A 23,706-nucleotide genomic window follows, 5' to 3' on the forward strand; every position below is an offset into this window, starting at 1 on the left:
GGATCCCGAAGATCCGGCGAAAAGTCCGCTACGCCCACCCCTTCGTGTGACGTCAGGCCTTCGCGGCCACCGCGCACATGCCCCGGGTGATGGCCTCGACGTCGGCGTCCGTGCTGACATACGGCGGCATCGCGTAGATCAAGTCCCTGAACGGGCGAAGCCACACGCCCTGGGCCGTGACCACGTCCGTGGCGACCGCCATGTCCACCGGATGGTCGAGCTGGATCACCCCGATCGCGCCGAGCACCCGGATGTCCTTGACACCGGGCAGTTCCCGTGCTTGCGCGAGTCCACTGTGGAGTCCCGACTCGATGCGGGCGACGTCGGCCTTCCAGGCGCCGGTCTTGAGGATGCCGAGCGAGGCGTTGGCGACGGCGGACGCGAGCGGGTTGCCCATGAACGTCGGGCCGTGCGCGAGCACCGGGAGTTCGCCGCGTGAGATGCCGTCGGCGATCTCGGCCGTGCAGAGCGCGGCGGCCATCGTCAGGTAGCCGCCGGTGAGCGCCTTGCCGAGGCACATCACGTCGGGTGTGACGCCCGCGTGCTCGGCGGCGAACATCGCGCCCGAGCGGCCGAAACCGGTGGCGATCTCGTCGAAGATGAGCAGAACTCCGTGCTGCGCGGTGATTTCCCGCAACGCCTTGAGGTAGCCGGGGTGATGGAAGCGCATGCCGCCAGCGCCCTGCACGACCGGCTCGACGATGACGGCGGCCAGTTCGTCCTTGTGGCGCTCGATTTCCGCGGCCAGGTTGTCCACATAGGACTGCTCAGGCTCGGCGTCGAAGCCTGAAGGCGGTTCCGGCACGAAGAGCTGTTCGGGCAGCGTGCCGCGCCAGAGCGCGTGCATGCCGCCGTCGGGGTCGCAGACGCTCATCGGGTGGAAGGTGTCGCCGTGGTAGCCGCCGCGCCAGGTGAGCAGCTTGCGCTTGGCCGTCTTCCCGATCGATTGCCAGTACTGCAGGCACATCTTGATCGAGACCTCGACCGAGACCGAGCCGGAGTCGCACAGGAAGACGTGCTCCAGCCCGTCCGGGGTGAGGTCGACCAGCGTCTTGGCGAGCGTGATGGCGGGCTCGTGGGTGAGCCCGCCGAACATCACGTGGCTCATCTTCGCCATCTGGTCCGTCAGCGCGGCGTCGAGCACGGGGTTGCGGTAGCCGTGGATGGCCGCCCACCACGACGACATGCCGTCGACGAGCTCGCGGCCGTCCGCGAGCTTGAGCCGCACGCCCTCGGCCTCGGTGACCAGCAACGACTCGACCTTGCCCGGCATGGGTCCGTACGGGTGCCAGACGTGGGCGATGTCGAGGGCCAAGAGCTGTTCGAAATGGGCAGCGGCGCGAAGCGCCTCCGTTGAGGGCGGTGGTGGGCGACGGGAGGGGGTCACGCTCGCAGACTACGACAGGCGGACCGGCAGGCTCTCCACTCCGTGCACGAGCAGGCTTTCGCGGAACCGCAGCGACTCGACCTCGCCGAGCAGCTCGATGCCGTCGAACCGCTGCAGCAGCTTGCCGATCGCGATCTCGCCTTCCAGCCTGGCCAGCGGCGCGCCGACGCAGTAGTGGATGCCGTGGCCGAACGCGAGATGGCCGTTGGTCTGCCGGGTGATGTCGAACGCGTCGGGGTCGGGGAAGCGCTCCGCGTCACGGTTCGCGGACAGCAGCGAAAGGAACAGGAACTCGCCCGCCGGGATTTCGACGCCGGAGACCTCGATCGGCTCCTTGGCGAAGCGGAGCGTGGCGATGTTGATCGAGCCGTCGAACCGGAGCACCTCCTCGACCATGTTCGGCACCAGCGACGGATCCGCGCGGACGGCCTTGAGCTGATCGGGGTGGCGCAGCAGCGCGAGGACGCTGTTGCCGATGAGGTTCACCGTGGTCTCGTAGCCCGCGACCATCAGCAGGAACGCCATCGCGATGAGTTCGAACGGGCCGAGGCTGTCGCCCTCGTCGGAGGCGTGCACGAGCGCGGACATCAGGTCGTCCGTCGGGTTCTCGCGCTTGCGCTCGATGAGCTGAACGAGGAAGTTCGCCATCGCGCCGGCGGCCTCGGAGATCTTCTCCGAGTCGCTTTGCGAGACGAGCACGTTCGACCAGGCGCCGAACTGGTCGCGGTCTTCGAGCTCGACCCCGAGCAGCTCGGAGATGACCGTGATCGGCAGCGGGAACGCGAGCGCCTTCATCAGGTCGACCTCGCCGCTCATCCCGTCGAGCAGCTCGTCGGTGATCTGCTCGATCCTCGGCCGCAGCCGGGACACGACACCGCTGGTGAACGCCTTGTTGACCAGCTTGCGCAGGCGCGTGTGGTCCGGCGGGTCGCTGTTGAGCATGTGCGCGTTCAAGCCGTGCACGGTGGCGTCGGCGACGCCGGTGCCACTGAGGCTGCGCGCGAACAGCTCCTGCGCGAGCTTCGCGTCCTTGCCGACGCGCGAGTCGGACATCAGGCTCCGCACGTCCGCGTACCGCGTGACCAGCCAGACGGTGAGGCCGCGCGGGGTGACGACCTGCCGGACGGGCCCCTCCTCACGCATCAGCGCGAGCGCGGCGTGCGGGTCCTGCATGAAGTCGTCGCCGAGAACTGGAATCACGGTGCCCCCAAGGTCAACGTTCCGCGAGCGCGGTGGCGATGCGCTCGACCACTCCTTCCCAGTATTCCCGTTGTTCGGCGTGCTCCGCTGCGTCGATCAGCCCCTCTTGCCGGAACTTCAGTGTCCCTTCGCCCACTATGACGTGAACGTCCGAATCGTGGTCCCAGTCCTTCGGCTGCCAGGTCAGGCTCAGCTGCTTCGCGTCCTTGATCTTCCGGACGCGCCCCGCGGTGCCGTTGGCCGTCTCGTAGCTCTTGTCGTTGACGAGGTCCGTTCCCGGGCCGAGCCAGATCTCGCTGCCGTCGCGGCCGAGCAGGAACTCCCACACCTGCTTCGCCGTACCCGGCACGGCCTGGGAGACCTCAACCGTCTGTGCACTATCCACGCCGCCATCATCCCATCGGGTTAAGTAGCTCCCTGTCACCGGTATCGGGCAGGATCGTCGGAGTGCGCTACCAGCCGATCTCCTATCCCCTGCTCGCCGACGACCTCACCCGCCGTGTGCTGGCCTTTCCCGGCCGCCGCGTCGCGGTGCTGATCGACGGAGCGGCCGGAACGGCCGAGCTGGCCGACGCACTCGTGGATCCCTTACGCCTCAACGGCCGCGCGCCCCTGCGCGTCTCGTCTTCCGGCTTTTTGCGACCCGCGTCACTCCGCTTCGAGCACGGCCGCACCGATCCCGAGTCCCGCTACCGCGACTGGACGGACTTCGGCGCGCTCCGCCGCGAAGTCCTCGACCCGCTCCGCCCCGGCGGCAGCGGTGAGGTCCTCCCCGCGCTCTGGGACACGGAGCGTGACCGCGCGACCCGCCTCCCCCGCGTCCCCCTGCCCCCGGACGGGGTAGTCCTCCTCGACGGCGAGATGCTCCTCGGCTCCGGGCTGGCCGCCGACCTCACGGTCCACCTCTGGCTCTCCCCCGGCGCCCTGCGCCGCCATCTCCCCGCCTCCGACCACTGGGCGCTCCCCGCCTTCGCCCGCTACGAGTCCGAAGTCGACCCCGCCTCCCTGGCCGACCTGGTGGTCCGCGCCGACGACCCCAACCACCCCGCCCTCCGCCTCCAGGACCCGTAAAAGCCCGAAAGCCACTTTCGTCAGGTCCTATCTGACGAAAGTGGCTTTCGGGCTTCAAGACCTGACGAACGGCCCTTTCGGGGTTTCGGTCAGCGGATGGCGGCGACCGGGTTGCCGTCCAGGAAGCCGGTGAGGCGGGAAACCATGGTCTCCCAGCGCCAGGCCTGGCTGACCCAGTCGCGGCCCGCCTGGCCCATGCGGCGGGCGCGGACGGGGTCGGCCAGCAGTGCGGCCAAGGTCTCGTGGAGCTGCTCGACGTCGCGGCCGTCGACGACGTGGCCGGTGACCTCGTCGAGGACCGTCTCGGGGGCGCCGCCGGAGCGGCCTGCGACGACGGGAAGACCGGTCGCGGAGGCCTCGAGGTAGACGAGGCCGAGGCCTTCGACGTCGAGGCCCTTGCCGCGGGTGCGGGCGGGCATCGCGAAGACGTCGCCCGCGTTGTAGTGCGCGGGCAGCTCGGGCCACGAGACCGAGCCGGTGATCACGACGTTGCCGGTGAGCTCGAGGTCGGAGACCATGCGGGTCAGCGTCTTGCGGTACGGGCCGCCGCCGACCAGGAGCAGCGCGACGTCCGGGATGCGCTTGCGGAGCTCGACCGTCGCCCTGATCAGCTGGTCCTGACCCTTGCGGGGCACCAGGCGGGACACGCAGACCACAGTCGGGCGGTCACGCAGGCCGTAGCGGGCGCGGATCTCGGCGCGGGCGGCCGGGTCGGGGCGGAAAAGCTCGGTGTCGACGCCGGACGGGAGCATCTCCAGGCCCGCCATCGGGCCGAACGCGGCGGCGAAGCGGGTGCGGGTGTACTTGCTGACGTAGGTGAGCACGTCCGTGGTGTCGCCGATGCGCCGCAGCGCCTGCCTGGCCGCCGGGAGCATCGACCAGCCGACCTCGTGGCCGTGGGTGGACGCGATGACCCGGCGCGCGCCGGAGTCCCGCAGCGAGTGCCCCAGCAGGGCGAGCGGGGCCGCCGCGCCGAACCAGACTGCCTCGCAGTCACGCGCGCGCATGATCTCCTTGGCGCGCTTGAGCACGTCGGGCGTCGGGAGCATCAGCGACGTCGGGTGGCGGACCACCTCGAAGGCGGCTTCGGCGTCGAACTCGCCGTGCGACCCCGACGGCGACTCCCACGACGGCGCGTAGACGACCAGGTCGTCCGCGGGCAGCCGGGTGGCCAGCGAGTGCAGATAGTTCTGGATCCCGCCGGGACGGGGCGGGAAGTCGTTCGTCAGCAGAAGCGTGCGCACCACGGGGTCAACCTATCCGGCCCATGAAAAAGAGCCGGGGCGGCATGGCCCCGGCTCTTTTTCGGCACATCTCGTTACGTGACCCGGCGGGCGCCGGCGTATCCGCTCTGCAGCGGCGAGATCTTGACCACGTCACCCGTGGTGGGCGCGTGGACCATCTTGCCGTCGCCGATGTACATGCCGACGTGGTGCACCGGCGAACCGAAGAACACCATGTCACCGGGGGCGAGCTGGTCCCTGGAGACCGCGACGCCTTCCGAAGACGCCATCGCGGCGCTCGACCGGTTCTTCAGCGTGATGCCTGCCTGCTGGAACGCCCAGACCATCAGGCCAGAGCAGTCGAACGAACCGGGACCGGTCTTGCCCCACGCGTACGGGCTGCCGAGCTTGCTCAGCGCCGCGTTGACGGCGGCCTGGGCGGCGGGACCGGGCGCCTTGACGTTCGGCTTGGCACCGCCCACGTCCTTCTGCGCGTTCTTGTCGGACGGGTTCAGGAACGAGTAGGCCTTCTCGAGCTCGTCGATCTGGGCGTCGAGCGACTTCTTCTTCGCTTCGATGTCGCCCTGGAGCTTGGCTGCCGCGTCCCTGGCCGTCTGCGAGGCGGTCTGCGCCGCGACGGCGGCGGCCTCGGCGGCCTTGGCCTGGTCGACCGCGCCGGTCAGGCCCTTGAGCGCGTTGTTCTTGTCGGTGGCCAGCACGTCGAGCGCGGCGGCGCGCTCGAGGAACTCCTGGGTGGAGGCGCCGGACAGCAGCGCGGAGACCTTGTTGAGCTGGACACCACTGGTGAAGGAGGCACCGGCGAACTTGTCGACCTCGACACGGAACTTGTCGACCTCGACACCGGCGGCCGCGCCCGCGGCCTTGGCGGCCTCGACATCGGTACCGGCCTTCTGCAGGTCGGCTTCCCGATCCCTGAGGTCGTCCTTGGCCTTGAGGTATTCCTCGTTGATCTTCTCGGCCTGCGTCGCGAGCTCGCGGTACTTGGTGAGCGCTTCGGACGCGTTGCCGGGCGGGGTCTGGAGGGCGGGGACTGGGGCCGCGATGGCCGGTGCTTGGGGGACGCTGACAGCCGCGATAACAGCTGTAGCAGCCAATGCTCCGGACACCACGCGCTTGACTGGATGCGACTTCACGCCGCGCGTGTCTCCTCTGCTCGTCAGCCGCCTACCGAGCAACGCCGTCGAAGAGATCGGGGGCTCTCTTCCTTGCGCGTCGCGGGCGGACACACACCCGCGCCACACGTGGCGATTTCCCGCCGTGCACCTGGCCGAGTTCTACCTCAACTCGTATGGCACACGGTGGTTCCGGCACAGCTCCCCGACAAAGCTGTTTCGGCGGCGATCCCGCGTAGCCGCCCCTGCTGCGACGGCGTTCGGCCACGAGATCTCGGCTAGGTTACGAAACCTCGGGCGCGCCGTCCACCAGGGTGAGAGCAAAAACTCTCAGTGATGCGCCGAAACACCATCGGACCAGCAAATGCGTATTAGTGTGACTGACGCTACATGCAGGGCGTTTGTTCGCTACCGACCGTTCATCAACTCAGAACGACCACTCGGCGCGTCGTCACTATCAGAGCGTGTCAGGCGGGCCGTCGATGATCACCCCAGACCTCGGGTTTCGGGTCGGCCAGCGGAACCATCCGCAGGCGCGGCACCATTCCCGCCTCGGCCAGCGCGTCGATCGCGCGGCGCTCGTCGGGATCCCATTCCAGTTCGGGTGGCGCGCCGAGGAGCACGCTCACCACACAGTCCGAGCACGCGTCGCCGCGCACCTGGCACCGAGTGCAGTCGATGACCATGTTTTCGATCTCTTCGACGCTGACGTCGACGCCTTCCGGCCTCAGTTCCATCACTCGCTCCCGTCACGTGGGCTTATGACAGGAACGATAGGACCGAGCACCGACAGTTTTGGACGACACAGCAGGCGACGAGCGCGCTAGCCCGTGAATTCCCAGTGCCAGGGCTCTTCACGGCCGCCGCCCGCCCGCGCCCAGCCAGGGTTGACCCAGCCGAAACGGCCCGCGTTCGCGGTCAGCCACCGGTATTGCGCGCTGCCGAAAGATTCCGCGCCGCCGCAGAGATCGACGGCCAATCCCCAACCATGATTGCTGGTACCCGGAATGGCGGCCAATGACGGTTTACGCCGATAAAGATCGACCTGCGCGTCGAACGTCCGATACGAGTCGGTGACGCAGATAAGCGAGCCGAATGTGGCGCCATAAGCCTGAGACATCGCGTAGAAGGATTGCGCCGCGTCACAACGCAGAACATGCGAGCCCGCGCCGATCGGGCACAGCGCGGCGACCGGGATCAGGCCGTTCGGATAGCCACCCCAGGCGCCACCGCTCGAACCCTGCTTCACGGGCAGCTCGACGCCACCACATCGCCAGGTCAGCTCGCCCTTCGCGCGCTGAGGGACGTCCTCGGCCCGGCGCGCGCCGAGCGACGGCCGCGAGACACCCACAACGGTGTCACCCGAAGGAATGGCCGAGACGACCACGCCCGCCGTCCGGGCGTCCGCGACCAGCATCGTCCGTCCGTCGAGCACGATGCCGACCGACTGGACGCCGTAGCGAGCCGGTCCGAGGAACACGAGATCACCCGGTTGGGTGACAGCGAGAGCGACCGGACGGCCTACCGCCAGCTGCTCGGCCGCCGAGCCGGGCTGCGGCAGCCCGGCGCCGGTGAACGCCGACTTGACCAGCCCGTCGCACGAGTACGCGACCGGCCCCTCACCCCCGGTGTGCGGCACGAACGGCTTGCCGAGCGCGCCGACGGCCGCCGTCACGGCCGCGATCGTCTCGCGCGGGAGCACGAGCAGCCGCTGGCCGTCGCGCACGGCCTCGGCAGCGCCACCGTCCGGCCCCAGCGGCGTGAGCCCGGCGGGCAGCCGTGCCGCATCGCGCAGCGCGGCGGCCGACGGCGGCGTGATGCCCGCGGCGGCGAGCCGGTCGGTGTAGTCCTTCCAGTTCGCGGCCGTCTTGGCGTTGAGCTCCTGCTGGGACTTCTGCTGCGCCACGACCGCGTCGTTGGCCGCGGTGATCGGCCCGCGCAGCTCGGCGGACACGGCGTCGGCGCGATTGGTCGCGTCGGAGGTGCGCTTGTCCAGATCGGCCCGGCGGTCCGCCGCCTGCCGCTCGACCCCGGACGCGGCCTGCTCGGCGTCGACGGCCTTGCGGTGGCGTTCCAGCGCCGCGCCGAGCCGGGTGTCCTGCTGCGCGCGGATGATCTGGACCATCGACGCGCCGTCGAGCAGATCCTTGTTGTTCCCGGCGGAAATGAAGGCCGACAGCCTGCTCGGCCTGATCATCGACGTGAACGCCTCACGCGAAAGCTGATCGACCTCGGCCTGCTGCGCGGCGACCACAGCTTCGGCCGCTTGGCGTTCCGCGGTCGCGTGCTGCAGCTTCGCGGCGGCGTCGTTCAGGTTCTCCTGCGCGACCTGAACCTGACCGGCGAGCTCCCCGAGCTGGCGCTGCACATCGGACGCGCTGCGCTGCAGCTCGGCGACCTTGGGGTCGGCGAACGCGTCACCGGGCCGCGGGTCCGGCACGGCGGCGCCCGGCGCGACACCGGCTTCGACCCGCAGGTCACCGGGGTCGGTCGGCGGCTGATTCTGCGCGCTCGCGGTCCGCGCGCTCAGGAGAGCAGCGGCGATCAAGAACACGACTAGCAGGCGCGACTTCAAGAAGCTCCTTCGGCGGCAAGGGCTTGTTGTCCTGATGAAAACAACGCGGAATGACGTATCAGGTTACGCCCGCCCGTCGCCCACCACCGCCCTCAACGGAGGCGCTGCGCGCCGCTGTACTGGTTAAACCCGACCCAACCGGCTGACCAGCACAGAAGCCGGAACAGGATGCGCGCCCGCGCTCCGCACGGAGTCCGCGACGGCCCGGTCCGAGGTGGCGACCACCATCGGTCTCCCGGGCGGTTCCGCGGCCACGAGCGACCGGATCACGTCATCGGCGAGCACGCCCCGGTCGGAGAACAGCACCCGCACACCCCGCGGCACGGCCGCGGGCACCGACAGCACCCCCGCGCCGTCGAACACGACCGTGACCTCGGCGCCCGTCCGCGCGGCCAGCGTGGAGAGCTGAGTGGTCAGCCGGTCACGCTGATCCGACAACGCGAGTTCGGGATACCCGGTCTTGGTGACGTTGTAGCCGTCGACGATGAGATGGATGTTCGGCAACGCCAGCAGCTTGTCCAGCGCGCTCGCGTCCTGCACCCGGCCACCGGCTCCGATCCCCGAGGTCGCGCCGCGCACGGTGTCCGCCGGACGCCGCGTGCCCGACCCGACCGACAGCTCACGCCGCAGCCCGTTGACCGCGCCCTCGATGGTGCCGAGCAGCAGCGAAAGCCGCACTTCATCGGCCTGCCTGGCCTCGCGCGCCGACTGCCGCGCGACCTCCGCGTCGGTCACCGCCCGCTCCGCGCGCGCCCGCTCGCGGTCCGCTCGCTGCCGCTCCCGCTCCAGCTTCGCTCGCAGCGCGCTCACTTCGCTCGCTTGCTCGGCTCCGCCACGCTCGGCTTCGCCTCGCGCCTGCTCCGCCGCGTCCTTCGCCTGCCGCAGCAGGACGCCCTGCTCACGCAGGCGTCCACGCAGCTTCTCGAGGTCCGCCTCCCGCTCGCCGCGCGCGTTCTCCGCCGCGCTGCGCGCTTCGGCCAGCTCCTCCTTGAGCCGCTCCAGCTCCGCTTCGAGCCGCTGGTTGCGGGCGACGGCCGCGTCGCGCTCCGCGCGCAGCGTCGTCTCCTCGGCGTTCTTCGCGACCAGCCGCACACGCGACGTCGCACTCGATTCACCGAGCAGCACGGCGGCGGCCGCCGCGGCGACGGAGTCGGCCGAGTTGGGGTCGAGCGCGTCCTGGCGGTGGTCGCGCAGCCATTCGATGACGGCGGTCCTGAACTTGGACGACTCGCCCAAGGTGCTGATCAGCGCGGTCCCGCCGAGCTTCGCGCGCTTGGCTGGCGCGAACTTGGCGACCGGCCTGAGCTGGCGCGGGACGTCCACATTGGGCAACTTGCCGAGTGCGGCGGCGGCGAGTTCGGCGATCCGCTCGCGCACCGCCTCCGGTAGCTCCGACCAGTCGACGGGCACCGTCTCCGCGCGCGGCTGAGCGCCGGCGGACGTGGCGTCCTCCGGGTGCTCGTCGTGCGCGGGCTGCGGGTGCATTCGCTCAGCGTAGGCCCACTGGCCACCACCCGCGCTGGATGGGATGCCGTGGACACGGTGACGAGTTTATGTCGGTGGGTGACCTTAGGGTGCGCGACATGGATTCGGGGCGGCGGTTCGAAGACGCCCAGCTGACGTTCGACGAGCTGGGAACACCCTTGCGTAGCACGACTTTCGTCATTTTCGACCTGGAGACGACCGGCACCAGCCCCGGCTCGGACGCGATCACCGAGATCGGCGCCGTGAAGGTGCGGGGCGGGCAGCTGCTGGGTGAGTTCGCCACCTTCGTGAACCCCGGGATGCCGATCCCGCCGCAGATCGTCGCGCTCACCGGCATCACCACCGCGATGGTCTACGACGCGCCGACCATCGACCGCGTGCTCCCGGCGTTCCTCGAGTTCATCGGCGGCGCCGTGCTGGTCGCGCACAACGCGCCGTTCGACACCGGCTTCCTCCGCGCCGCCTGCCACACGCACGGCTACGCCCAGCCGCGCAACGCGGTCGTCTGCACGGTCCGGCTGGCCAGGCGCGTCATCCCGCGGCACGAGACCCCGAGCTACCGGCTGTCCGCGCTCGCGATGCTGTTCAACGCGCGCACGACGCCGAACCACCGCGCGCTCGAAGACGCGCGCGCCACGGTCGAGGTGCTGCACGGGCTGCTGGAGCGCGTGGGCAACCTGGGCGTCCACTCGCTCGAGGAGCTGATCGACTATCTGCCGAAGGTGACACCCGCGCAGCGGCGCAAACGCGGCATGGCGGCGAATCTGCCGGACAAATCGGGGGTCTACCTGTTCCGCGGGCCCAGCGACGAGGTGCTGTACGTCGGCACGGCGTCGAACCTGCGCAGGCGCGTCCGCCAATACTTCACGGGCTCGGAGAGCCGCGGCCGCATCCGCGAGATGATCGCGCTCGCCGAACGGGTCGACGCGATCGAGTGCGCGCATTCGCTGGAGGCGGAGGTCCGCGAGCTGCGGCTGCTCGCGGCGCACAAGCCCGCGTACAACCGGCGGTCGAAGAACCCGCACAGCGCGTGGTGGGTCGGCCTCACCGACGAGGCGTTCCCCCGGCTGTCGGTGGTCCGGATCCCGAGGGACGGCCTGCTCGGCCCTTTCCGGTCCCAGACCGACGCCCGTACCGCGGCGGACACGCTGGCGGGTGCGTCCGGCCTGCGCACCTGCACGCAGCGCATCGCCGCGCTCGGGGCCTCGGGAACCCCGTGCGTGCTCGCGGAACTGGGGAAATGCGGTGCGCCGTGCGCCGGGCTGCAGAGCGTCGAGGAGTACTCGTCCGGCGTGACGGCGGTGTCCGAGCTGATCGCAGGCCGCAGCGGCGAGCCCTTGCACTCGGCGGCCGCTTATCTGTCACGCCTGGCCGACGGCGAGCATTTCGAGCAGGCCGCCCGTCACCGCGACGACCTGGCGGCGCTGGTTCGGACCGTCGACCGCGCGCACCGCCTGGCCTCACTGGCGGCGATCCCGGAGCTGATCGCCGCGGGCCCTGACGGCTCGGGCGGCTGGGAGTTCGCGGTCATCCGGCACGGCAGGCTCGCGTCGGCGGGCGTGGCCAGGCGCGGGATCGCCCCAATGCCGGTGGTCGAGCAACTCGTGGCGGCCTCGGAGACGATCCTGCCCGGCCCCGGCCCGCTGTTCGGCGCCCCGGCCGAGGAGGTCGGGCTGCTGGTGCGCTGGCTGGCCAAACCGGGCGTCCGGCTGGTCCGCACCTCGGTCCCGTGGGCCGAGCCCGCTCGCGCGGCGGGCGGCTGGCGGTCGTGGCTGGACCTCGCCGCGACGGCGGCCAGCTTGGAGCGGGTCGGTTAGTTAAGATCCAGCCACAGACACTTGGGAGGCTCTCTTGATCACCGCGATCGTCCTGATCCAGGCAGCGGCCGAATCCATCCCGGAAGCCGCGCAGGCGATCGCCGACATCGAAGGCGTCACCGAGGTCTACTCGTGCGCCGGCGACGTCGACCTGATCGCGAAGGTCCGGGTGGCCGCGCACGAGGACCTCGCCGACCTCATCCCGGCGAAGATCAGCAAGGTCCCCGGTGTCCTCGGCACCGACACGCACATCGCCTTCCGCTCCTACTCGCGCGCGGACACCGACGCGGCCTTCTCCATCGGCGTCGACGGCGTCTGACCGCTCATTCTGGGGGCGGTTGAACGTTGTGAACGGGGCGTTCACAACGCTGAGCGACGCAAACGCCCCGCTCATTACGCCCGCCGTCGCGAAACCCGAGTTTGGGCCATTGGACGGCCCAAACTCGGGTTTCGCGCGCTCACGAGTCCTTGGACTCGACGTGCCCGAATTCGGCCGAGAGCCCGTCGCGTGCCGCCTGCCAGGAGGCATCTCCCGGGTAGAGCGTGGAGCGCAAGTACGCAGTGGTGAGCTCCTGGACGACCGCGACCCGGTCCGGGTTCTCGTCCGTCGTCTCCGCGACGTCATAGCCGGAGATCCCGCCCAGCCCGTGCTCCGCGTCCACCAGTGAGAGCAGTGCTTTCGGTCCCGGGGCCTGGAAGTACGGATCGGCGTGCCACTCCGCTCCCCTGACGGTCAGGTGCGTGGACGTGTCCTTCTCACCGGCCACGACGAGCGCCGGCGCCGTCATCGACGAGAAGTCCATGGCCGACAGGAACGGGTAGTTCTCGGAGACGAACTCGGTGACGCCGCCGTTGCCCGGTGCCGCGAGCAGCACGCCCGCCTTGATCCGCGGCTCGGACAGGTCTTCGTCGACCCGTGCGCCCAGCAGCAGGCTCGCCGTGTGCCCGCCCATCGAATGCCCCACCACGGCGACCTTGTCCCGGTCGAGCCGCCCGGCCAGCGAGGGAACGGCGGCCTCGATCGCGTCCAGGCCGTCGAACACGTGCTTCATGTCCTGCGTGCGGGTCCGCCAGGCATCGGAGACTTCGAGGCTCAACGTCTTGGAATCCAGATGCGTGGGCTGGATGACGGCGAATCCTCGCGCCGCCCAGAAGTTGACGAGCGGCGCGTACCCGTTCAGCGAGGACAGGTGGTTCGAAAAGCCGAGCCCGTGCGACAGCAGGATGATCGGCAGTCCGTCGCCGGTCATCGGCGCGGAGACCCGCACCCGCAGCTCCACGGCGCGGCCGGGCGCCGGGACGGTCACCGGGCTTACCGAGAGGACGGGGGATTCACTCATGATGCTCACCTTTTCGTCGATTGCACTCAAGCGGAGCGCTGCTCCGGAACTATACGGAGCAACGTTCCACTTAGTCAACCGCGGCGGGAGAACGTGGCGCTCGCCTCGAAGGCTGCCCGATGGCCTCACACAAAGAGGTCGTGAGTGTTCCGGCCGGTTAGAACCGGCCGGAACACTCACGACCCCAACGCAAAAGGCCCCCACCATGACCAGGTGGGGGCCTTGTGCGTTGAGTGACTCAGTGGCCGGAGGTGATCTCCTTGGCGGCGGGCGCGTGCCCGTTGCCGGAGGCCTCCGTCGGCTCGCCGCCGATGGAGTCCGGCTGGCCGCCGTGACCGTTCGCGCGGGCACGGGCCAGCGCGGCGGTCTCCTCGGCCGGGTCCGCGGTCCACCAGGAACCGGGGACCGCCTCGCCCGCGGAACCGAGCTTGTTCATCTTCTTGGGCACCGTGGCGCCCTGGTACTCCAGCGGGATCGCGTGGCCGTGGTCGTCGACCCCGCCCAGCGGCTGGTGCAGCTCGATGAACTCACCGTGCGGGAGCCGCTTGATGATGCCGGTCTCGACACCGTGCTCCAGCACCTCACGGTCCGCACGCTGCAGGCCGAGGCAGATCCGGTAGGTGATGTAGTACGCGATCGGCGGCACCAGCAGCACGCCGATACGGCCTGCCCAGGTGGTCGCGTTCAGCGAGATGTCGAACTGGTCGGCGATGATGTCGTTGAAGCCCGACAGCTCGATGACCATGAAGAACGCCAGCGCCATGATGCCCAGCGAGGTGCGCACCGGGGTGTCGCGCGGACGCTGCAACAGGTTGTGGTGCGCGGTGTCGCCCGAGAGTTTTCGCTCGATCCACGGATAGCCGAGCAGCAGCCCGAACAGCAGTGGCATGCCGATCATGCCGGGGAACGCCACCGCCGGGATCGTGTAGTTGCCGAGGTCGATCTCCCACGGCGGCCAGATCCGGAGCATGCCGTCGGCCCATGCCATGTACCAGTCAGGCTGGGAACCGGCCGAGACCTGCGCGGCGTTGTACGGGCCGATGTTCCAGATCGGGTTGATCTGGAAGAGGCCGGACATCAGCGCGATGACGCCGGTGACGACCGCGAAGAACGCGCCGCCCTTCAGCGCGAACACCGGCATGATGCGCACGCCGACGACGTTGGTCTCCTTGCGCTTCACCCCGGGGAACTGGGTGTGCTTCTGGTACCAGACCAGCGCCAGGTGGGCGCCGACCAGCGCCAGCATGATGCCGGGCAGCAGCAGGATGTGGATCGTGTACAGGCGCGGGATGATCTCGTTGCCGGGGAACTCCCCGCCGAAGATCGCCCAGTGCAGCCAGGTGCCGATGACCGGGCTCGCCAGCACGATGCCCGACAGCGTCGCGCGGATACCGGTGCCCGAGAGCAGGTCGTCCGGCAGCGAGTAGCCGAAGAAGCCTTCGAAGCAGCCCAGGATCAGCAGCAGGCCACCGATGACCCAGTTCGCCTCACGCGGGCGCCGGAACGCGCCGGTGAAGAAGATCCGGAACATGTGGACCATCATCGAGGCGACGAAGATCAGCGCCGCCCAGTGGTGCAGCTGCCGCACGAACAGGCCGCCGCGCACGTCGAACGAGATGTCCAGCGTGGTCTCGAAGGCACGCGACATCGCGACGCCCTGGAGGTTCTGGAAGCTGCCGTGGTAGATGACCTCTTCCATCGACGGGTCGAAGAAGAGCGTCAGGTACACGCCGGAGAGCAGCAGGATGATGAAGCTGTAGAGCGCGATCTCGCCCAGCAGGAAGGACCAGTGGGTCGGGAACACCTTGTTGAGCTGGTGCCGCATGCCTTTGGCGAGGTGGTACCGATCGTCGGCCCACTTCGCACCGGCTCCGGCCGCCTTTTCGACGGGGTTGGTGCCCTTCGTCGGTGTCGTCAGTGAACTCATTGTGACTTCCGCTCCCAAAAGGCCGGTCCGATGGCCTCGATGAAATCGCCCTTCGCGATTAAGTATCCATCTTTGTCCACGGTAATCGGAAGTTGCGCCAGCGGCCGGGTGGCCGGTCCGAAGATGGGCTTCGCGTAGTGCAGCGCGTCGAACTGCGACTGGTGGCACGGGCACAGGATCCGGTTGGTCCGCTGCTCGTACAGGGAGGTCGGGCAGCCGACGTGGCTGCAGATCTTCGTGTAGGCGTAGTAGTCGCCGTAGTTGAAGTCTTCCTGGCCCTGGCGCTTGACGACCTTGGCGGCGTCGGACGGGCGCAGGCGGATGAGCATGACCGGGCTGTCCACCCGCTTCAGCGCGTGGAGCATGGCCTTCTCGTTGCCGCGCTCGGACTCACGGAACGGGAACACCGTCTCCATGGCGCCCGCGTCCAGGTCCTCCGCCTTGACCAGCACGGGTTCGGTCTCGTCCCACTTGCCGGTGAAGCGGCGCAGGTAGACGACCTCACCGGGGAACTCCGACTTCCACGGCGTGTGCCACAGGGAGTCCTTGTTCTCGGTGTCCTTCCAGGGGTCCTTGATGAAGGACGCCACCGGCAGCGCGGCGGCCGCGAGGCCGATCGCGCCCACGCCGAGGCCGGCCGAGCGCTTGATCAGCGAACGCCGGGCGATGGTCGAGCGGTTACCCGCGTCGGCCAGCTGCGCGAGGATGGTGGCCTTGTCGACCTCCTGGGAGCCGCCGTCGCCGCGCTCCTGGATCGCCACCTCGTGCGGGATGAACTTCTTCGTGTACAGCAGCAGGCCGATCGCCAGGCTGAGGATCGCCAGGCCCAGCGTCACACCCAGTGCGGGCGTGTACAGGCTGTAGGTGGCGTGCGCGTCCTCGTCGAACGGGGACTTGTACTCCCACCAGTGCGGGTCCCACGGCGAGGCGATGACCACGACGAACGCGATCGCCGACAGGGCCGACAGCCCGAACCAGGCGGCGATGGCGCGCTCGGCGCGCTTCTCGGCGCGGGTGCCCTTGACCGGCCAGGGGTCGGGGTACTCGACGAGTTCGACCCCGTCGAGCTTCGTGCCCAGCTCCACCAGCTGGTCACGGTCCATCTCGGCCAACTCCGCCTCGCTCGGCGGCTTCGGCCCCTCCGCGGCGCTCATGCCTTCGATCCAATCCACAACGTCACGCCGATCAGACCGGCGATTCCCACGATCCACGCGATCACGCCTTCGGACGACGGGCCGAACCCGCCGAGGCCGTTGCCGCCCGGGTTGTTGTTCCCGTCGGACACCGACTTCACGAAGGCGATGATGTCCTTCTTCTCACTCACGGTGAGCTGCCGGTTCGAGAACTTCGGCATGTTCTGCGGGCCGGTCAGCATCGCCGTGTACAGCTGCTCTTCGGTCGCCGGGTCCAGGTTCGGCGCGAACTTGCCGCCCGAGAGCGCGCCGCCGCGGCCGGTGAACTGGTGGCACGAGGCGCAGTTGAGGCGGAACAGCTCGCCACCGCGGGCCGGGTTGTCACCGCGCAGCGCGGCGCCCTTCTCGGCGGGCCGCTCGGGGCCGCCGCCGTGCGCCTGCACGTAGGCGCCGACCGCGTCGATCTCCTCCGGCGTCAGCTTCGGCGGCTTGCGCGGGATCTGCGCTTCCTGACGGGCGGCGGGCATCCGGCCGCTGGAGGTCTGGAAGTAGACGGCGGCGTCGCCGATGCCGATCAGGCTCGGCCCGCGGTCCTGCACACCTTCGAGGTTGGCGCCGTGGCACTCGATACAGGTGTTGTTGTAAACCTGCTCGCCCTTGCGCAGCAGAGCCGGGTCTCCCTGGGCTTGCGCGGTCTGGGGCGAGGGGGCGAACACCGCGTACAGCCCGCCGACACTGAGCAGACCGATGCCGAGCGCGAGTGCGCCGGCGAACCGCCTGCGTGCCTTGGTCCGGGCCCGGAACCTGCGCTCCGTCTTCGCCTCGGTGTTCTTACTGGTGGTCATCTCTGCGGCAACCCTTGCTGTCAGTTCGGGCCGATGTGGACGTGGTGGCTGGCTGTGGTGCGGTCGATCAAGGAAGCAGGTAGATGACCGCGAACAACCCGACCCACACGATGTCGACGAAGTGCCAGTAGTACGACACGACGATCGCCGACGTCGCCTGCGCGGGGGTGAACTTGCTCATCCTCGTGCGGATGAGCAGGAACACGAACGCGATGAGCCCGCCGATCACGTGCAGTCCGTGGAACCCGGTCGCCAGGTAGAACACCGTGCCGAACGGGCCGGACGGGATCGTCAGGCCTTCGTGCACGAGGTTCATGTACTCGTAGCCCTGACCGCCGACGAAGATGGCGCCCATGATCAGGGTCGCGATGTACCAGCGCCGGAGCCCGTACACGTCACCCTGCTCGGCCGCGAACACGCCGAGCTGGCAGGTGAACGACGAGGCCACCAGGATCACCGTGAACGGGATCGCGTACGGCAGGTTGAGATGGAACTCTTCGCCGTGCAGCAGTGGCGGCCAATGGCCGCTGGAGTTCTGGGCCTTGACCGTGAAGAACATCGCGAACAGACCAGCGAAGAACATGAGCTCGCTGGAAAGCCACACGATCGTGCCGACACTGACCATGTTCGGCCTGTTCAGCGAGTGCACCCGCTGGCTGATGGTGGGAGCTGCCGTTGTCACGCGTCGCATTATGTCCTCTCAAGGCCAGGCGTGTCCGCGCGGGTCCACGGCGGGTCGCGTGCGGACTCGATCACAATCAGGAGGGACTTACCCGTGAGTTTGCTTGATCGGCTCCGCGACCTGGTCAGAAAGCCGCGAGAGCCCGATTTATCCACCTCAACGCCCGGTTTGACGGTCGTCGCGGAGGCCTTCGACCCCGCCGAAGCCGACTCTTCCGTGCTCGCCAGATCACCTGATTGGGTCGCCGACCGGCAGGCGGTGCTGCGCCATCACCTCGTCTTGCCGTCGGATCGTGTCGAAGAGGCCGCCCGGACACTCGCCCAGGACGGCTGGGAGCTGCGCGAACAGTCCCGCTCGGACGCGGGCGTGACGTTGCACGCACTGCGCGTCCAGGCACTCGACGCGCTGCACTGCGCCCAGGAGCGGTCGCGGATGGCCGGTCTGGCGCAGCGGCTCGGCGGCGACTCGCTCGGGTGGGACGCACTGCAAGGCCCTCCTCCTACGTGATCTCGGTCATGGCCGATAGCATCGGGCCGAACCCCACCGCTTCTGGAGGAATGCACGATGAGCGACTCGCTGAGGATCCTGGTGTTCAGCCACAAGCCGGAGGTGCGCGAGTCGATCATCAACGCGATCGGCCGCCGTCCGGCCACCGACCTGCCCAGGGTCGAGTTCGTCGAGGTCTCCGGCGTCGGCAAGGCGATGGAGGAGATGGACGCGGGCGCCGTCGACCTGGCGCTGCTCGACGGTGAGGCCCAGCCCACCGGCGGCATCGGCCTGACGCGCCAGTTCAAGAACGAGATCGAGAACTGCCCGCCGATCGTGGTGGTCGTCCGGCGCAAGGACGACCGCTGGCTGGCCACCTGGTCGCAGGCGGACGCCGTGCTGGTGCACCCGCTCGACCCGCTGACGGCCGCCGAGACGGTCGCGGACGTGCTGCGGCGCGTCCCAGCCGTGCACGGGTGAGCCGGATGGCACAGACCTGGCCAGGGCTGCTCACCCAGCTGGTCGCCCGCGCCGACCTGTCCGAGGCGGACACCTCGTGGGCCATGGACCGGATCATGGCCGGCGAGGCGACCCCGGCCCAGATCGCCGGGTTCGCGATCGCGCTGCGCGCCAAGGGTGAGACCCCGGCGGAGATCTCCGGGCTCGCCTCGGCGATGCTGGCGCACGCGCGCCGGGTCACCTGGGACGGGCACGCGGTCGACATCGTCGGCACCGGCGGCGACCGGTCGAACTCGGTCAACATCTCGACCATGGCGTCGATCGTGACGGCCGCGGCAGGCGCTCCCGTCGCCAAGCACGGCAACCGCAGCGCCTCGTCGAAGTCGGGCGCGGCCGACGTGCTGGAGGCGCTGGGCGTCACGATCGGGCTCGGCCCCGACGACGTCTCACGCTGCATCAGCGAGGTCGGCATCGGGTTCTTCTTCGCGCCGGTGTTCCACCCCGGCTTCCGGCACGCCGGACCGACACGCAGCGAGCTGGGCGTGCCGACGACGTTCAACCTGCTGGGGCCGCTGACCAACCCGGCGCAGCCGTCGAGCGCGCTGATCGGCTGCGCGTACGCGGACAAGACAGAGGTGCTCGCGGAGGTCTTCGCCCGGCGCGGCGCGACGGTGCTGCTCGTGCGCGGCGACGACGGCCTCGACGAGATCACCACCACGTCGACGTCGACGGTCTGGGTGATCAGCGGCGGCGAGATCCGCAAGGAGACCTTCGACCCGGCCACGGTGGGCATCCCGCGCGCCACGGCCGAGGACCTGCGCGGCGGCGACGCCTCGGAAAACGCCGAGGTGGTCCGTCAGCTCGTGGCCGGTAAGTCAGGTCCGGTCCGCGACGCGGTCCTCCTCAACGCGGCCGCCGCACTGGCCGCGCACCAGGGCTTCTCCGGCTCCCTCACGGACGATCTCCGCGCCGGTCTCACCCGGGCGGCCGCCGCGATCGACTCAGGCGCCGCGGCCACGCTCCTGGCCGACTGGGCCGCCTTCAAGCCCACCCCCTGACCCCAGGCCCGGCTAAAAAAAATCCCAATGTGGCTTTCGTCAGATTCGAGCTGACGAAAGCCACATTGGCTGCCTGGAAACTGACCAATGCCACATTGGGATTTTTTTCCCGGGCCCTGGCGTGCGAAAAGGCCCCCTCCCGGGATCTCGGGAGGGGGCCTTTTGGCTGATCAGGGGGTCAGTCGTGGTTGGGGCCGGTGTGGTACTCGAAGACCAGGCCGCCGATGCTGATGAGCAGCAGCACGATGGCGATCACCAGCAGCCAGACGTGGAAGAACGCCAGCGCCAGCCCGGCGAGGCCCGCCGAGGCCGCGAGGCCGATCGGCCAGTAGCTGCCGGGGCTGAAGAAGCCCAGCTCGCCCGCGCCGTCGCTGATCTCGGCCTCTTCGTTGTCCTCGGGACGGGCCGTCTCGAGACGACGGGCCACGAAGCGCAGGTAGGTGCCTGCCAGCAGCGAGAGCCCACCGGTGAGGATCAGCGCGACCAGGCCGACCGGCTCGGTGCCGTACCCACTCCAGAAGTGGGTCATGATCCCGTAGGCGATCGCCGCGAGGAAAGCAAAGCCGGTGACGAGTTCGAAGATCCTGGCTTCGACCTTCATGACTGAGATGTCCTTACTGGTGTCGAACTGCTGCGGGCTGCGGGGAAGGACCGGGACCTCAGCCGGACGCGGTGCGCGCGGTGCGGTCGGTGTTGAACGGCTGCGTCGTGACGGCGTGCGGGGTGCACAGCTCGCCGCAGTTCATCGCGGTGAGCGCCTCGGACGCGGTGTTCGACTTGCCGGTCTTCGGGTTGATCTGCCCGCGCAGCTTGAGGTACGCGTCGTACTTGTCCGGCGACAGCGCCCGGACCTCGAAGTTCATCACCGAGTGGTAGGTGCCGCACAGTTCCGCGCAGCGGCCGACGAAGGAGCCCTCGCGGTCGATGGTGTTCTGGAACGTGTCGTCCTGGTTGTTCTTGCGCGGGTTCGGCATCACGTCGCGCTTGAAGTGGAACTCCGGCACCCAGAAGGAGTGGATGACGTCGGTCGACTCGATGCGGTATTCGATGGTCTTGCCGACCGGCAGCACCAGCAGCGGGATCTCGGTCGAGCTGCCGACCGTGCTGATCTCGGTGCCCTCGGCGTTCTTGGTGCCCGGGTACCGGAAGTCCCAGTTCCACTGGAACGCGATCACGTCGACCTTGACGTCCGGGTTCGGCTTCTTGTCCAGGACGTTGCTCTCGGTGGTGGCCGTGAAGAAGAACAGCACGACGACCATGATCAGCGGGGTGATCACGGTGAACATCTCGAGCGGGATGTTGTACTGGAACTGGCGCGGGAGCACTTCCTGCTCACCGTCGGCCACCTTCTTCTTGCGGTGGAAGATCACCGTCCAGAAGATCAGGCCCCAGACCACGACCCCGACGGCCAGCGCGGCGATGACGGTCCACGTCCACAGCTGCCGCATCTGCTCGGCCTGGTGGGTGACGCCTACCGGCCAGCCGAACCGCAGGATTTCATCACCGGAGCAACCGGTCGCCATGACGGCCACCAGCACGGCCAGCGCGGCGATTTTGCCGGACTTCACCCAAAGCCTCCTCGACCGAACTTCGTAACTGCAGCGGAGCCTAGCCGAGTTGACGGGTCCTGCTGACCAAGGGGTAACTCATCGCGCGTGTCCACCCACAAGGGCAGGTGCGGGCACGCCCCGGGCATACTTGGGGCCTTCTCCCCCCGGTTGCCGATCTTGAGGTGTGTGAATACGCGTGTGCGGCCTGCTTGGACTGATCTGCGCCACTGAGAGCGACGCGGTCAACGCCCGCGAAGCCGTCAACGCGGCGATGCGCTGCCAGCGCCACCGCGGTCCCGACGAGCAGGACACCTGGGCCGACGGCGAGGTCGTCTACGGCTTCAACCGGCTCGCCTTCATCGACCTGGAGCACTCGCACCAGCCGCTGCACTGGGGCCCGCCCGAGGCGCCCGGCCGCTACACGCTGAACTTCAACGGCGAGATCTACAACTTCCAGGAGCTGCGCGCGGAGCTGGAAGAGCGCTTCGGCGCGAAGTTCGACACCGAGGGCGACGGCGAGGCGATCGTCGCCGCGTACCACTATCTCGGCGCCGACGCGGTGAAGAAGCTGCGCGGGATGTTCGCGTTCCTCATCTGGGACTCGCAGGAGAAGCTGGTCTACGGCGCGCGCGACCCGTTCGGCATCAAGCCGCTGTACTACGCGCAGGGCCCCGGCGGCATCGCGTTCTCGAGTGAGAAGAAGAGCCTGCTGGAGCTTTCGTCGACGCTGGGCGTCGAGGAGAAGCTCGACCGCACCGCGCTGCAGCATTACCTGGTCCTGCAGTACGTGCCGGAGCCCGAGTCGCTGCACGCCGCGATCCGCAGGCTGGAGTCGGGCACCTCGTTCACGGTCAAGCCCGGCGGCACGCCGGAGCTGACCCGCTACTTCCACCCGCAGTTCACCGCCAAGACCGGTGACCGCGGCGAGGCGCTGTACGAGCGCATCGCCGACGTGCTGCAGGACTCGGTCGCCAAGCACATGATCAGCGACCCCGACGTCACGGTCGGCGCGTTCCTCTCCGGCGGCATCGACTCGACGGCCACCGCGACGCTGGCCAAGCGCCACAACCCGAACCTGATCGCGTTCACCACCGGCTTCGAGCGCGAGGGCTACTCCGAGGTCGACGTCGCCGCCGAGTCGGCCGCCGCGATCGGCGTGAAGCACGTGGTCCGCACGGTGACCTCGGCCGAGATGATGGAGGTGCTGCCGCTCATCGTCTGGTACCTCGACGACCCGGTCGCCGACCCCGCGCTCGTGCCGCTCTGGTTCATCGCGCGCGAGGCGCGCAAGCACGTCAAGGCGGTCCTGTCCGGCGAGGGCGCGGACGAGCTCTTCGGCGGCTACACGATCTACAACGAGCCGATCTCGCTGGCGCCGTTCGAGAAGGTGCCGGGCAGTGTGCGCAAGCTCATCGGGAAGGTCTCGACGAAGATCCCCGAGGGCACGCGCGGCAAGGACCTGCTGCGCCGCGGCTCGCTCTCGCTCGAGGACCGTTATTACGGCAACGCCCGCATCTTCCGTGACGACCAGCTGCGCGGCGTGCTGAAGACGTTCACCGAGGGCGTCGGCTTCAAGGACGTCACCGCGCCCTGGTACGAGGTCTCGAAGGACTGGGACCCGGTCGCGCGCATGCAGCACGTCGACCTCTACACCTGGCTGCGCGGCGACATCCTGGTCAAGGCCGACAAGGTGACCATGGCCAACTCGCTGGAACTGCGCGTGCCGTTCCTCGACGCCGAGGTGTTCAAGGTCGCGGCGTCGATCCCGCTGGAGGAGAAGCTCGCCAACGGGACCACGAAGTACGCACTGCGCCGCGCGCTGGAGAAGATCATCCCGGCGCACGTGCTCAACCGGCGCAAGCTGGGCTTCCCGGTGCCGATCCGGCACTGGCTGCGCACCGACATGTACGAGTGGGCCCGCGGCATCATCACCGACTCGCAGACCGACGAGCTGTTCGACAAGGCCGCGGTGTTCAGGCTCCTGGAGGAGCACCGCGCCGGCACCCTCGACCACTCGCGCCGTCTCTGGGCGCTGCTGGTCTTCATGCTCTGGCACGGCATCTTCATCGAGCACCGCATCAAGCCGGAGATCCCCGAGCCGGTCTACCCGGTCAAGCTCTGACAAACGGCATAAAGCGGGCTTTATCCCGGATGCTTTCCACGGGATAAAGCCCGCTTTATGCCGTCCGGGCCCGGGTACGTCCCGCTCACCGGGTACGCGACCTTGATCACACCGTTTGCTTATACGAACGTATGTTGCGACATTAGGTTGAAAGGTCTCGTGACGGTGACCACCTGGTTTGTTTATTTCCCCAGGTAGACGAGTCAAGACCGA

The 23,706-nt window shown here is 68.9% G+C and carries 22 protein-coding genes; 7 read left to right on the plus strand and 15 right to left on the minus strand.

The window, feature by feature from the left end:
• Positions 1–52: 52 nt before the first annotated feature.
• The 3 genes from BLV57_RS34735 to BLV57_RS34745 all read right to left on the minus strand — a co-directional run bounded on the left by BLV57_RS34735 (position 53) and on the right by BLV57_RS34745 (position 2,972).
• Complete coding sequence (locus BLV57_RS34735; RefSeq protein ID WP_281244456.1) at positions 53–1,315, minus strand: adenosylmethionine--8-amino-7-oxononanoate transaminase; 1,263 nt, start codon at positions 1,313–1,315, stop codon at positions 53–55.
• Between the two features lie 81 nt (positions 1,316–1,396).
• Positions 1,397–2,560, minus strand: a complete 1,164-nt coding sequence (locus BLV57_RS34740) for a cytochrome P450 family protein (protein WP_091296857.1) — start codon at positions 2,558–2,560, stop codon at positions 1,397–1,399.
• A 40-nt stretch (positions 2,561–2,600) separates the two neighbouring features.
• Positions 2,601–2,972: an SRPBCC family protein gene (locus tag BLV57_RS34745; protein WP_245757637.1), complete on the minus strand. Its 372-nt coding sequence runs from the start codon at positions 2,970–2,972 to the stop codon at positions 2,601–2,603.
• 62 nt (positions 2,973–3,034) lie between these two features.
• Here BLV57_RS34745 and BLV57_RS34750 point away from each other — a divergent pair, with 62 nt between their 5' ends.
• A complete protein-coding gene (locus BLV57_RS34750; RefSeq protein ID WP_091296620.1) occupies positions 3,035–3,658 on the plus strand; it encodes a nucleoside/nucleotide kinase family protein in 624 nt (207 codons plus the stop codon).
• Positions 3,659–3,747: 89 nt separating this feature from the next.
• Here the strand turns inward: BLV57_RS34750 and BLV57_RS34755 are convergent, their stop codons facing one another.
• From BLV57_RS34755 to BLV57_RS34775, 5 genes are all read right to left on the minus strand, one after another.
• Positions 3,748–4,905 carry a glycosyltransferase family 4 protein gene (locus BLV57_RS34755; protein ID WP_176968939.1) on the minus strand — a complete coding sequence of 386 codons (1,158 nt, stop codon included), beginning with the start codon at positions 4,903–4,905 and terminating at the stop codon, positions 3,748–3,750.
• A 71-nt stretch (positions 4,906–4,976) separates the two neighbouring features.
• On the minus strand, positions 4,977–6,035 hold the full coding sequence (locus BLV57_RS34760) for an NlpC/P60 family protein (RefSeq protein ID WP_091296622.1): 1,059 nt from the start codon (positions 6,033–6,035) through the stop codon (positions 4,977–4,979).
• A 446-nt stretch (positions 6,036–6,481) separates the two neighbouring features.
• Positions 6,482–6,751 (minus strand): hypothetical protein, encoded by a 270-nt coding sequence (locus tag BLV57_RS34765; protein ID WP_091296625.1) that lies wholly within the window; start codon positions 6,749–6,751, stop codon positions 6,482–6,484.
• An 86-nt stretch (positions 6,752–6,837) separates the two neighbouring features.
• Entirely contained in the window at positions 6,838–8,589 is a 1,752-nt protein-coding gene (locus tag BLV57_RS34770; protein ID WP_091296627.1) for a D-alanyl-D-alanine carboxypeptidase family protein, read from the minus strand.
• 123 nt (positions 8,590–8,712) lie between these two features.
• Complete coding sequence (locus BLV57_RS34775) at positions 8,713–10,074, minus strand: NYN domain-containing protein (RefSeq protein WP_091296630.1); 1,362 nt, start codon at positions 10,072–10,074, stop codon at positions 8,713–8,715.
• Between the two features lie 98 nt (positions 10,075–10,172).
• On the opposite strand from BLV57_RS34775, the gene BLV57_RS34780 reads away from it, so the two are divergent.
• Positions 10,173–11,891: a DEDD exonuclease domain-containing protein gene (locus BLV57_RS34780; RefSeq protein WP_091296632.1), complete on the plus strand. Its 1,719-nt coding sequence runs from the start codon at positions 10,173–10,175 to the stop codon at positions 11,889–11,891.
• A 34-nt stretch (positions 11,892–11,925) separates the two neighbouring features.
• Entirely contained in the window at positions 11,926–12,210 is a 285-nt protein-coding gene (locus BLV57_RS34785) for an Lrp/AsnC family transcriptional regulator (RefSeq protein WP_091296634.1), read from the plus strand.
• 139 nt (positions 12,211–12,349) lie between these two features.
• Here BLV57_RS34785 and BLV57_RS34790 read toward each other — a convergent pair whose 3' ends face one another.
• The 5 genes from BLV57_RS34790 to ctaE form a co-directional block, all read right to left on the minus strand.
• Positions 12,350–13,231, minus strand: coding sequence for an alpha/beta hydrolase family protein (locus tag BLV57_RS34790; protein ID WP_091296636.1), 882 nt, complete (start codon positions 13,229–13,231; stop codon positions 12,350–12,352).
• 238 nt (positions 13,232–13,469) lie between these two features.
• Positions 13,470–15,158, minus strand: coding sequence for a cytochrome bc1 complex cytochrome b subunit (qcrB, locus tag BLV57_RS34795; protein ID WP_091296639.1), 1,689 nt, complete (start codon positions 15,156–15,158; stop codon positions 13,470–13,472).
• The gene (gene qcrA, locus BLV57_RS34800) at positions 15,155–16,312 is read right to left on the minus strand and encodes a cytochrome bc1 complex Rieske iron-sulfur subunit (protein WP_091296641.1); all 1,158 of its coding nucleotides are present in this window, start codon (positions 16,310–16,312) and stop codon (positions 15,155–15,157) included. Before qcrA ends, qcrB begins: the two co-directional genes overlap by 4 nt.
• Complete coding sequence (qcrC, locus tag BLV57_RS34805) at positions 16,309–17,136, minus strand: cytochrome bc1 complex diheme cytochrome c subunit (RefSeq protein ID WP_091296643.1); 828 nt, start codon at positions 17,134–17,136, stop codon at positions 16,309–16,311. Before qcrC ends, qcrA begins: the two co-directional genes overlap by 4 nt.
• 67 nt (positions 17,137–17,203) lie before the next feature.
• Complete coding sequence (ctaE, locus tag BLV57_RS34810; protein ID WP_091296645.1) at positions 17,204–17,827, minus strand: aa3-type cytochrome oxidase subunit III; 624 nt, start codon at positions 17,825–17,827, stop codon at positions 17,204–17,206.
• Between the two features lie 84 nt (positions 17,828–17,911).
• Between ctaE and BLV57_RS34815 the strand changes: the two genes are divergently transcribed.
• Genes BLV57_RS34815 through trpD form a run of 3 tightly spaced genes read left to right on the plus strand, consistent with a single transcriptional unit; the run spans position 17,912 to position 19,821 of the window.
• Complete coding sequence (locus tag BLV57_RS34815) at positions 17,912–18,325, plus strand: ribonuclease E inhibitor RraB (protein WP_091296647.1); 414 nt, start codon at positions 17,912–17,914, stop codon at positions 18,323–18,325.
• A gap of 57 nt (positions 18,326–18,382) precedes the next feature.
• Positions 18,383–18,784, plus strand: a complete 402-nt coding sequence (locus BLV57_RS34820; protein ID WP_091296649.1) for a hypothetical protein — start codon at positions 18,383–18,385, stop codon at positions 18,782–18,784.
• A gap of 5 nt (positions 18,785–18,789) precedes the next feature.
• On the plus strand, positions 18,790–19,821 hold the full coding sequence (gene trpD, locus BLV57_RS34825; protein WP_091296653.1) for an anthranilate phosphoribosyltransferase: 1,032 nt from the start codon (positions 18,790–18,792) through the stop codon (positions 19,819–19,821).
• Positions 19,822–19,999: 178 nt separating this feature from the next.
• On the opposite strand, the gene BLV57_RS34830 is transcribed toward trpD, so the two are convergent.
• Together BLV57_RS34830 and ctaC are read right to left on the minus strand one after the other, a co-directional pair.
• Positions 20,000–20,422 (minus strand): cytochrome c oxidase subunit 4, encoded by a 423-nt coding sequence (locus tag BLV57_RS34830; protein ID WP_091296656.1) that lies wholly within the window; start codon positions 20,420–20,422, stop codon positions 20,000–20,002.
• A 58-nt stretch (positions 20,423–20,480) separates the two neighbouring features.
• Positions 20,481–21,389, minus strand: a complete 909-nt coding sequence (gene ctaC / locus BLV57_RS34835) for a cytochrome c oxidase subunit II (protein ID WP_483860472.1) — start codon at positions 21,387–21,389, stop codon at positions 20,481–20,483.
• A 178-nt stretch (positions 21,390–21,567) separates the two neighbouring features.
• Here ctaC and asnB point away from each other — a divergent pair, with 178 nt between their 5' ends.
• Complete coding sequence (gene asnB / locus BLV57_RS34840) at positions 21,568–23,493, plus strand: asparagine synthase (glutamine-hydrolyzing) (protein WP_091296659.1); 1,926 nt, start codon at positions 21,568–21,570, stop codon at positions 23,491–23,493.
• Positions 23,494–23,706: the final 213 nt, after the last annotated feature.

Source organism: Amycolatopsis xylanica (genome assembly GCF_900107045.1).
Classification (GTDB): domain Bacteria; phylum Actinomycetota; class Actinomycetes; order Mycobacteriales; family Pseudonocardiaceae; genus Amycolatopsis; species Amycolatopsis xylanica.

Coding starts and splice junctions, on each gene's coding strand:
- qcrB (WP_091296639.1), bottom strand. CDS start 15,158: ATGAGTTCACTGACGACACCGACGAAGGGCACCAACCCCGTCGAAAAG.
- BLV57_RS34820 (WP_091296649.1), top strand. CDS start 18,383: ATGAGCGACTCGCTGAGGATCCTGGTGTTCAGCCACAAGCCGGAGGTG.
- BLV57_RS34765 (WP_091296625.1), bottom strand. CDS start 6,751: ATGGAACTGAGGCCGGAAGGCGTCGACGTCAGCGTCGAAGAGATCGAA.
- qcrA (WP_091296641.1), bottom strand. CDS start 16,312: ATGAGCGCCGCGGAGGGGCCGAAGCCGCCGAGCGAGGCGGAGTTGGCC.
- qcrC (WP_091296643.1), bottom strand. CDS start 17,136: ATGACCACCAGTAAGAACACCGAGGCGAAGACGGAGCGCAGGTTCCGG.
- BLV57_RS34830 (WP_091296656.1), bottom strand. CDS start 20,422: ATGAAGGTCGAAGCCAGGATCTTCGAACTCGTCACCGGCTTTGCTTTC.
- BLV57_RS34775 (WP_091296630.1), bottom strand. CDS start 10,074: ATGCACCCGCAGCCCGCGCACGACGAGCACCCGGAGGACGCCACGTCC.
- BLV57_RS34740 (WP_091296857.1), bottom strand. CDS start 2,560: ATGCAGGACCCGCACGCCGCGCTCGCGCTGATGCGTGAGGAGGGGCCC.
- ctaE (WP_091296645.1), bottom strand. CDS start 17,827: ATGCGACGCGTGACAACGGCAGCTCCCACCATCAGCCAGCGGGTGCAC.
- BLV57_RS34780 (WP_091296632.1), top strand. CDS start 10,173: ATGGATTCGGGGCGGCGGTTCGAAGACGCCCAGCTGACGTTCGACGAG.
- BLV57_RS34790 (WP_091296636.1), bottom strand. CDS start 13,231: ATGAGTGAATCCCCCGTCCTCTCGGTAAGCCCGGTGACCGTCCCGGCG.
- trpD (WP_091296653.1), top strand. CDS start 18,790: ATGGCACAGACCTGGCCAGGGCTGCTCACCCAGCTGGTCGCCCGCGCC.